Annotated in this window: 3 protein-coding genes; all 3 read right to left on the reverse strand. The window is 49.7% G+C overall.

Going from position 1 to position 2,679, the window contains the following annotated elements:
• Window positions 1-75 precede the first annotated feature (75 nt).
• Entirely contained in the window at window positions 76-1,692 is a 1,617-nt protein-coding gene (gene tnpC, locus BKD12_RS15045; protein WP_070090176.1) for an IS66 family transposase, read from the reverse strand.
• Between the two features lie 142 nt (window positions 1,693-1,834).
• Window positions 1,835-2,176: an IS66 family insertion sequence element accessory protein TnpB gene (gene tnpB, locus BKD12_RS15050; protein WP_070090177.1), complete on the reverse strand. Its 342-nt coding sequence runs from the start codon at window positions 2,174-2,176 to the stop codon at window positions 1,835-1,837.
• Entirely contained in the window at window positions 2,170-2,580 is a 411-nt protein-coding gene (tnpA, locus tag BKD12_RS15055) for an IS66 family insertion sequence element accessory protein TnpA (RefSeq protein ID WP_070090178.1), read from the reverse strand. Before tnpA ends, tnpB begins: the two co-directional genes overlap by 7 nt.
• Window positions 2,581-2,679 lie beyond the last annotated feature (99 nt).

The following is a 2,679-nucleotide window of genomic DNA, read 5'->3' on the forward strand; positions in this document are numbered from 1 at the left end:
GTAAGCGCCAAATATTAATGCGGTCGGATACAAAATTACCCCAGCCCTTTGCGAGTTGGAGTAATTCACTATAATTCACATGCGATTTTTGATAGATTGGAGTTTTTCACTCCAAGGGGCCAGCTCTGCAAGCTGTTCATCGGTCATATCTTTACCTGGCCGATGCTCCAGCAGAAATTTAAGATATCCGTAAATGTTCAGGCCGTGTGCTTTTGCCATCTCAACCATTGTGTAGACTACCGCACTGGCATTCGCTCCCTCTACGGAATTGCTGAACAGCCAGTTCTTCCGGCCTACTGCGAATGGACGGATCGCATTCTCGCTGAGATTATTGGTAAAGCTGCACCGCCCGTCTTCCAGATAGGTCTCTGCTGTATCACGCCGGTTGAGAACGTAATTCACGGCTTTATCCATCCGGGTATTCCGGACTGGCTTCTGCTGATCGAGCCACGACCAGAAAGCCTCCAGAACAGGTTTTTCCTTCTCGAGACGCAGCTGCTTCCGCTTTTCATAATCACCGGGATACTTTTTGTTAATGGAGTCCTCAATGGCGAATAACCGGTTGCAGTACTGGACTCCCTGCACTGCCGGCTGGCTGTAGTCATACTGTTTTCCTTTGGGAACGGCGTCGATAAAGTATCGACGGATATGCGCCCAACAAGAGCAGTGTCTGATCCCCGGAAGATTGTTGTATCCCTGATATCCATCCGTTTCCAGGTATCCGCTGTAGCCTTCCAAGAACTCCCTCGCATGGCTGCCGCTTCTGGTCGGAGAATAGCCATACAAGATGATCGACGGAAGCCCGTCCTCGCCGCTTCGGAACAGCCACATGAATGATTGAGTCTGGGCTCGGCGCCCTTCCTCGTTCAATACCTGAACTCGGGTTTCATCTGCCATCGCAAAGCTGCGTTTCAGCAGCTCACGGTGGAAGTAATCATACATTGGCTGGAAATAGTTCTGTGAACAGTAGATGATCCAGTTGGCAAGGGTAGTGCGGCTGATCTGAGCCCCATACTGCTTCCAGTCTTTTTCCTGCCGGTAAAGGGGAAGCCCGTTGGCATACTTCTGATACATGGTCCATGCAACAGTGGATGCTGAGGCAGGACCTTTCCCTACCAGAGCCGCCGGAACTTGAGACTTTATGATCACAGGCTTTTCTGTATCGCCGAGTCCTTCCTTGCAGGATGGGCAGCCATAACTCTGGCTGTAGTATTCAATCACTTTACAAGTAGCTGGAATGAATTCCAGTTCCCGGCGGACATACTCTTCGCCGATCAGGACCATCTGCGTGCCGCATACCGGGCAGACCTGGTCTTCTTCCGGAAGAGGGATCACTACTTTTTCAACCTTCAGGCCTTTGAAGAGATCCTCATGGGTTGCCTTCTTTTTACGGGTATGCTCCCGGATCACGGTCTCTTCTTCCGGTAAAGAGGGGTCTTGTTCCATTTCCGCTTCATCGAAGAGATTCTGTTGTCCCGGAATATCATCGGATCTTTTTTCGCTGGATGAGCCGAAAAGCTTTTTGGTCAGATAATCTACCTGTTCCTGAAGCGCTTTCTCGTGACCGGATTTTTCGTCAATAATAAGACGGAGAGACCTGATCAGCTCAGTCTGTTCAGATACCATTGTTTTCAGTTGTGATACTGTATCTTTCAGCTCTCGGAGCTGGATATCTTTTGCACTGGAAGCCATCGTTTCTCTCCTCGGATTTGATACCTTTATTGTACCAGAAACGAAACTTTTACTAAAGGGAAATGGCTCCTGAAAAATGCCGAATTTAAAAGGAATTTCTGGATTTTTCTGTGCAGGATTTTTATTGGAATCCAGATACTTTTCACTCTGCTTTGAGGGCTTTGGGCTGGTCAAGATCGATCCCCGACATCAGCCAGTCAAACTCCCGCCAGGAAAGGTTCCGGACCTCCGACTGCTTCCTGGGCCATTGATAGCCGCCGCGGACAGACAAACGCTTATAGATCAGGACGAAGCCGTCCGGTTCCTTGAACAAGGCCTTGATCCTGTCCCGTCTTCTTCCACAGAAAAGGAAGAGAGCACTGGACGAGGGATCCATCTTAAGCTGGTCCTCGATAACAGCACAGAGTCCGTCAATGGATTTGCGCATATCGGTGTAGCCGCAGACAATGTAGATCTTCTCAAGTCCGGAGATATCGCCTAACATGAGAGCTCCTGAAGCAGGCGGAATGTCCTGGTGAGCAGGACAGGATCTGCATCATTGCTGATGCGGACCGTGATCTCCTTCATAGCAACTTCGATCGTATGTGAATTGTCAAGGTACGGGGTTTGCATCCGTGATGCTGTATGCTGTTCCGGAATGTGATCCGGCACAATGTCAATGGGGACCACGTCCTGTTTCGGGCGGGGAACCGGGGGATGACCGTAATTCGCTGCCGGGATCTGATCCGCTGCGGCTTTCCGGCAGCGGCTGACCCAGTTGTAAAAAGTGCTTACTGCAATGTTATTTTCACGACACCAGTCAGCATCTGTCATGCCGCTCTGTCGGCATTCATTGATAAGCCTGATCTGTTCCGCCATTGGAACGCGGGCTTTGCGAGTACCTGCCATAACCTATCCTCCATAATTGTAGTGAAATAGTCTAAATATCTATCGACTACAATTATAGGCAAAACTTGAGGATCTGGAAATCCGCAGGAATATTTGGCG

It is taken from the genome of Merdimonas faecis (assembly GCF_001754075.1).
In the GTDB taxonomy this organism is placed as follows: Bacteria; Bacillota; Clostridia; order Lachnospirales; family Lachnospiraceae; genus Merdimonas; species Merdimonas faecis.